Annotated in this window: 5 protein-coding genes; all 5 read right to left on the reverse strand. The window is 47.7% G+C overall.

The features are described from left to right. Positions 1-42 precede the first annotated feature (42 nt). Entirely contained in the window at positions 43-3,369 is a 3,327-nt protein-coding gene (rpoB, locus tag HXY43_RS17070) for a DNA-directed RNA polymerase subunit beta (protein WP_290885071.1), read from the reverse strand. 667 nt (positions 3,370-4,036) lie between these two features. Further along, positions 4,037-4,822 (reverse strand): TatD family hydrolase, encoded by a 786-nt coding sequence (locus HXY43_RS17075; RefSeq protein ID WP_290885074.1) that lies wholly within the window; start codon positions 4,820-4,822, stop codon positions 4,037-4,039. 184 nt (positions 4,823-5,006) lie between these two features. After that, on the reverse strand, positions 5,007-5,309 hold the full coding sequence (rpsT, locus tag HXY43_RS17080; protein WP_026732930.1) for a 30S ribosomal protein S20: 303 nt from the start codon (positions 5,307-5,309) through the stop codon (positions 5,007-5,009). A gap of 179 nt (positions 5,310-5,488) precedes the next feature. Beyond that, positions 5,489-6,631 carry a transposase gene (locus HXY43_RS17085; RefSeq protein WP_290885078.1) on the reverse strand — a complete coding sequence of 381 codons (1,143 nt, stop codon included), beginning with the start codon at positions 6,629-6,631 and terminating at the stop codon, positions 5,489-5,491. Then, the gene (locus HXY43_RS17090) at positions 6,631-6,771 is read right to left on the reverse strand and encodes a hypothetical protein (RefSeq protein ID WP_290885081.1); all 141 of its coding nucleotides are present in this window, start codon (positions 6,769-6,771) and stop codon (positions 6,631-6,633) included. The genes HXY43_RS17085 and HXY43_RS17090 overlap by 1 nt, the downstream gene beginning before the upstream one ends. Positions 6,772-6,896: the final 125 nt, after the last annotated feature.

The following is a 6,896-nucleotide window of genomic DNA, read 5'->3' on the forward strand; positions in this document are numbered from 1 at the left end:
TTCCTCATTTCCTAATTCATCATTCATAATTCATCATTACTTTTACTCTTCTTCTTCCAGCGACTCGCGGCTCAAAGATTCATAAGTTGGGCGTGGAGGTGTGCGACGGGCACTATTGTCTGCCATCAAATCAACTTCCACATCTACGGTACTGCCATCTGTTTGGGTTTCCACCTTGTGGACTGCAATATCCAATCCTAAAGACTGCAATTCTCGCATCAACACCTTAAAGGACTCTGGCGTTCCTGGTCGAGGAATTGCTTTGCCTTTAACGATCGCATTGAGTGCTTCGTTTCGCCCCTGCATATCATCAGACTTAACTGTGAGCAATTCCTGCAAGGTGTAAGCTGCACCAAAGGCCTCCAATGCCCACACTTCCATTTCTCCAAACCGCTGGCCGCCTTGCTGTGCCTTACCACCCAAGGGCTGCTGAGTAACCAAGGAGTATGGGCCAGTGGAACGGGCGTGGATTTTGTCGTCTACTAGATGTACCAGTTTCAGCATGTAAGCCACACCCACAGTCACTGGTCGGTCAAAGGGTTCGCCCGTACGACCGTCATACACCATGATTTTGCCTGGGTCATCTGGGTTAAATACCCATTTTTTGCCGGTTTCATCCCGTGCTTCTTGCAACTTGCCATGCACAATGGTGCGGGACGCCTCTTGACCGTACATTTCGTCAAAGGGCGTAATCTTAAACCGCACTCCCATGATGTGACCAGCCCAACCCAACAGACACTCAAATACCTGTCCGACGTTCATCCGGCTAGGCACGCCTAGGGGATTGAGTACGATGTCTACTGGCGAACCATCGGGCAAATACGGCATATCTTCCATCGGCAATATCTTGGAAATAATCCCCTTGTTGCCGTGGCGTCCCGCCATTTTGTCACCAACTTGGATTTTACGCTTCTGGGCTACATATACCCGCACTACCATGTTGGCTCCCGGTGGCAGTTCGTCACCTTGTTCGCGGGTAAAGATCCGCACGTCAACGACGCGTCCTTTTTCACCGTTGGGTACGCGCAAGGAGTTATCCCGTACATCCCGTGCTTTTTCACCGAAGATTGCCCGTAGCAGTTTTTCTTCTGGTGGTTGGTCGGATTCACCCTTGGGAGTGACTTTACCTACCAAGATATCCCCGGCTTCTACCCAAGCACCAATGCGGATGATTCCCTGTTCATCCAAGTTTCGCAAAGCGTCTTCACCGACGTTGGGAATTTCTCTGGTGATTTCTTCTGGTCCCAGTTTGGTTTGTCTGGCCTCTATTTCATATTTTTCAATGTGAATGGAGGTATAGATATCATCCTGTACCAATCTTTCAGAAATCAAAATCGCGTCTTCGTAGTTGTAGCCTTCCCAAGGCATGTAAGCGATGACAATATTCTGTCCCAGTGCCAATTCTCCGCCCTCTGTAGAAGAGCCATCTGCGAGCACTTGGCCAGCAACAACCCGTTCGCCGATGCGGACGAGGGGTTTTTGGTTGAGACAGGTGTCTTGGTTAGAGCGCTGATACTTGGACAGGGTGTACTCAATTTCAGCAGAGGCGGACTTGGAGTTTTCCTCACCTGGACGCAGGCGCGGACGCACCCGAATCTTGGTGGCATCTACATAGACCACATCCCCATCGGTGCGCGATACAATCACCATCCCAGAGTCCCTCGCTCCCTGAGCTTCTAAGCCTGTACCTACTAAAGGACGCTCTGGTTTGAGTAGGGGGACTGCCTGCCGCTGCATGTTCGACCCCATGAGAGCGCGGTTAGCGTCGTCATGCTCCAAGAATGGAATCATGCTCGTAGCCACCGACACAATTTGTACGGGGGAAACTGCGACATAGTCTACTTGTTCCGGTGTTGTGGTGGAGAATTCCTGGCGATAGCGTACTGGTACTTCAGGGCCTATTAGGTGGCCGTTTTCATCTATGGGCGCATCTCCAGCCGCTACCCGGAAGTCGTCTTCTTCATCGGCGGTCATGTACACTGGTGGCAAATCATACCTAAGACGCCCATTTTCGACAGGACGGAAAGGAGTTTCCAAAAAGCCATACTGGTTCACCCGTGCATGGGTTGCCAACGAACCAATCAAACCAGCGTTGGGGCCTTCTGGTGTTTCAATCGGGCAAATGCGTCCATAGTGAGAAGGGTGGATATCCCGCACGGCAAAGCCAGCGCGTTCGCGGGTCAAACCACCAGGGCCAAGGGCAGAAAGACGGCGTTTGTGGGTCAATTCTGCCAAGGGGTTGGTCTGATCCATGAACTGCGACAATTGGCTGGAGCCAAAGAATTCTTTAATTGCCGCTACCAAGGGTTTGGGGTTGACCAAGGAAGCAGGCGTTAGGACTTCCGCATCGGATACAGTCATCCGTTCGCGAATAATCCGTTCCAAACGGTTTAAACCAACTCGAACTTGGTTTTGCAGCAATTCACCCACGCTTCTGACTCGGCGATTACCGAGGTGGTCGATGTCGTCTGTGTTGCCAATGTCGTATTCGAGGTTGATGAGGTAATCGACTGCTGCCAAGATATCTTGGGGAGTGAGTACCCGCACTGTTTCTGGTACTTGCAGGCGCAGTTTCTTGTTGAGCTTGTACCGTCCCACTCGCCCCAAGTCGTAGCGTTTGGGATCGAAAAAACGAGAGTCGAGGAGCTGTTGTCCGCCTAGAACTGTGGGTGGTTCACCCGGACGCAGTTTGCGATACAACTCCATCAGGGCTTCCTCTTCGGAAAATTGCCCTTCTTTTTCGATGGTTTTTTGGAAGTACTCGGGGTGGCGTAGGGCGTCAAAGATTTCGTTATCTGACAGTCCCAATGCTTTCAGCAGCACCTGTGCCGACAGTTTGCGGGTTTTGTCGATGCGTACCCACACTAAGTCGTTACGGTCTGTTTCAAATTTTAGCCAAGCTCCCCGGTTAGGAATTAAACTAGCTGAATAAGTACGCCGTCCGTTTTTGTCAATTTCAGATTTGTAGTATACTCCTGGCGATCGCACTATCTGGTTGACAATTACCCGCTCGGCACCGTTAATGATAAATGTGCCGCGCTCTGTCATCAGAGGCAAATCCCCAATAAATACTTCTTGCTCTTTGATTTCCCCCGTTTCTTTGTTGATCAAACGTGTGGGTACATACATTTGCACGGCATAAGTGCTATCCCGCCGCTTTGCTTCATCAACGTCATATTTTGGCTCCTTCAGTTTGTAGTTCTGACCCAGAAAGTGCAGCTCGAGTTTGCCAGTGTAGTCAGTGATTGGACTAAAGGAGTTAAGTTCTTCGATTAGCCCTTCTTCTAGAAACCAACGAAAACTAGAACGCTGGATTTCAATTAAGTCGGGCAACAAAAAGGCGGGTTCCATAATTGTGTCGTTAGTCATGCCTCTACCTTTGTCAACCTGGTTAAACTTGTGGGTGTGTGGAAACTTCTCCTTACACCACCTGCTGGATGCAGGTGCAGGCAAACGGAGCAATTAAACCTGCAAAGAGCCATTTTGGCAATAGGGCACTTGCCTTAATTTGCCGATTTACCCAGAATATATGGTTCAGCTTTACCGGAATGTGTTTTGCTCTCCTCAACTTCTCCCTCCAAAAACCGCGTTAGTTCAGCCACGCGGCTCTTTTACTGTTGCCTTCATAGACTTTGCTATCTTTACAACCCTGAGTGATGATATCCTAATACTGAGAACTGAGAGAGCGATCTCTTCAGCCTGCTGTTTATCGGTGTAGCTTGATGTTAGCGGGTGGTTCCACAAGAAAATTTCGTTTATAAATTTTTATAGCTTTAATATTCGAGCCAAAACCCAGGTCTACCTCAGTGATAAGTGGGCAGTCGTAGATTTATGGCATCGTTTGTAGAGATAGGAGGATACGCAAGTGAACAGTATTGCAATCAAAGCAGAGAAGTTCGTATTTGCCTCCTTAAACATTATGGCGCAAGTCAACATATTTTGGAGGGTATAATATTAGCATATTTTTGTCCTCCTACAAACTTTAATTTTTCAAACAAGCTCAAATTGATATATAAAAGACATAATAGACACACTTTTATATTTCCAAACCAAATAGTTCGCAAGCGTTCTGGGTAGTGAGAGCCGCAATTGCTTCCGGTGTTTCTCCCCGTAGGCGCGCTACTTGCTCAGCTACATAGCGAACGTAGGCTGGCTCGTTGCGCTTGGTACCCCGTTTGGGAACCGGAGCCAGAAAAGGACAGTCTGTCTCAATTAACAGGCGATCGCTTCTGACTATTGCGGCTGAATCTTGGATCGGCTTGGCGTTTTTAAAGGTAACGGTACCGCTAAAGCTGATGTAAAAGCCTAAGTCCACAAACCATTGAATTTCTTCTGGTGTTCCACCCCAGCAGTGCATCACACCTCGTACACTCTCTCCTTTCAAGTTTTTCCATTTTCCCAGCACTTCCCTTATTTCTGCCGCAGCATTACGGCTGTGGATAATCACTGGTAAGTTGAGTTCAGCGGCTACGCTTAATTGCGCCTCGAATGCCATGTGCTGCTGCTCATTGTTGTTGGCTTTGTAAAAATCTAACCCTATCTCCCCAATTGCCACTACTTTGGGATCGGAACGAGCTAAAGATTTGATTTCATCTGCTGTTTGGCTATTCCATTGATCCGCATCCAAAGGATGCAACCCTACAGCAAAGCTAATTTCGGGAAAACGATGAGCTAGTGCTTGGATGCTAGAAAATTCACTTGGCTCAACGCAGGAGTGTACTAAATGCACTACACCTGCTTCTTGCCATCGCGATCGCACTATTTCTATATCTGACTGGAAAACGTCAAAGTTGATATGAACGTGGGTGTCAATAAGCTGCATCTTTGTCCTTGGTCATTTGTCACTTGTCACTGTCAATAGTCTTTAGCCAATGACTAATGACTAATGACCCTTACGGGTTCGCCAGTCACTCATGGGTGAGACCACGGCAGTCGCTCATGGGGGGAACCCCCAAGACCGCGCTGCCTCCCCAAGACCGCGCTGGCTCACTAATGATGATTGACTATTATGCAGTTGCTGCTGGTTGTGTATGGGCTTTTAGTCTTTGAGCTAATCTAGATTTTTTTCTGGCTCCGTTGTTGGGATGGAGGACACCTCGCTTCACAGCCCGATCAATTTTGCTGTAAGCTTCCGACATCCGAGTCATGACTTCTTGCTTTGATTCAGGGCTTGGATTAGCTGCATAGGTTTCTACTGCAGCAAAGTACTTCTTCATCAGCGTTTTTACTGCTGATTTATAAGCTTTATTACGCAAACGATTGCGTTCTGCGATTTTGGCGCGCTTGAGAGCAGACTTTGTATTCGCCACAGTCAATTCCAGAAAGACTATAAATATGTACACACACTACTAGACTTACTAATATAGCATCTAGAACACCAATGTTAGGATTCCTGAAAAAAAATTCGCGCCTTGGTTTCCCAGCCTACATTTAGGCAGGGCAACATTAAACATATGGATATATGGATATGTAAATGGGTTTCAGTCAACTAACCGCACCCACAAGGGGATGCGGCTTGGCTCTGGGAACCGAGAGTCCCCGAACCATAAGGAGCATTGACCGACCCCTGTTCCCCCGTCTCAATTTGAGCAAGGGAAAGAATGTAGTTATCTCGAACATTCACCGCAGCATTGATGTCTGCGTGTGCAGTGTAGCCGCAAGAGCCACAACGGAATCGAGACTTCTTGCGGTTCGCACTACTACGATGTCCACACCGAGAACATTTCTGGCTGGTGTATCGAGCATCGACAAAAACAACACGCTTTCCAAGCGCCTCAGCTTTATACGAAAGGAATTGCTCGAACTGATAGAAGCTCCAACTAGAGAGCCACTTGTTGAGTTCTTTACCCCGTCGCTGAGTGCGAATGCCTGACAAATCCTGTAACACGAAAACCGTGTAGTCAGACTGTCTAGCAAGCTTCTTGGTTGCACAATGGTTAACGTCACGCATGAACCGCTTCTCTCTGCCCGACATCGCTCTTAGACGACGCTTCGCGCTTCGAGTGCCTTTTTGCTGCAACTTACGCCGATTGTACAAATATCGTCTTTGCGTAGCACGAACTTTGTTAGAGCTAAAGAATTGACCATCTGAGGTGGTTGCTAGGTGATACAAACCTCGGTCAATCCCTTGAGCGTTGCCATTTTGAACTTTGGGTGTTTCAGCTTCAAACACTAGCCTTACCCAAAACTGCTTGTTGTGCTTTGAGTAGGTTAGTGTAGCCGCGCAGAATTCCCAGTTTTCAAATACCTCCTTGAAATGTTCCGGCACATTCAGGATGAGCTTTTCACGCTTGCCAATGCACGAAAGGGTTAACTGATAACCTCTTAGCGTCATGGTGCGTTTGTCGTAACGCAGTCCTGATGTCGGCTTCTTTCGGGGTGTGCGCTTGAATTTGGTCGCTTTAACTGCCTCCATCGCGTTATCCCGAATCGTTTGCAGGAGTGCTGAAGGCACATCGGGATATTGCAATCTCAGATCAGCGTACAAAGCCTTGTGAGCTTTGTTCTTGTTCCACGTCCGTTCTTTCAATGCCCAGTCAACGTGCTGATTGAAAATGTCAGCACAAAACCCCATGAGGGGCAGAAACCTCTCATGGGGCAATTTGACGGGAACCGAGACAGTGCGTTTCATCAATTAACCAGAAATAATCCTACTTCGTCGTACAAGCCGTCAGATTCATCAAAGTGAGCCATTACATCAGGGTTGCGGTGAATACAGCTTCTGTCTTTAAGCCTGTAAAGCTTAGGTAGTTGCGTCTTGTTTTGGTTCAAAACACCGTCACTCGCTTCGCTCCAATTAAAAATTCAAAATTCAAAATTCAAAATTGAAATCCCCACAATTAAAATTGGGGGCTTGAATAATGATGCTTCGCAGTTTCTTTTTTTACATAATTAAA

This window comes from Fischerella sp. (assembly GCF_013388695.1).
Taxonomy (GTDB): domain Bacteria; phylum Cyanobacteriota; class Cyanobacteriia; order Cyanobacteriales; family Nostocaceae; genus PCC9605.

Coding starts and splice junctions, on each gene's coding strand:
- rpoB (WP_290885071.1), bottom strand. CDS start 3,369: ATGACTAACGACACAATTATGGAACCCGCCTTTTTGTTGCCCGACTTA.
- HXY43_RS17075 (WP_290885074.1), bottom strand. CDS start 4,822: ATGCAGCTTATTGACACCCACGTTCATATCAACTTTGACGTTTTCCAG.
- HXY43_RS17085 (WP_290885078.1), bottom strand. CDS start 6,631: ATGAAACGCACTGTCTCGGTTCCCGTCAAATTGCCCCATGAGAGGTTT.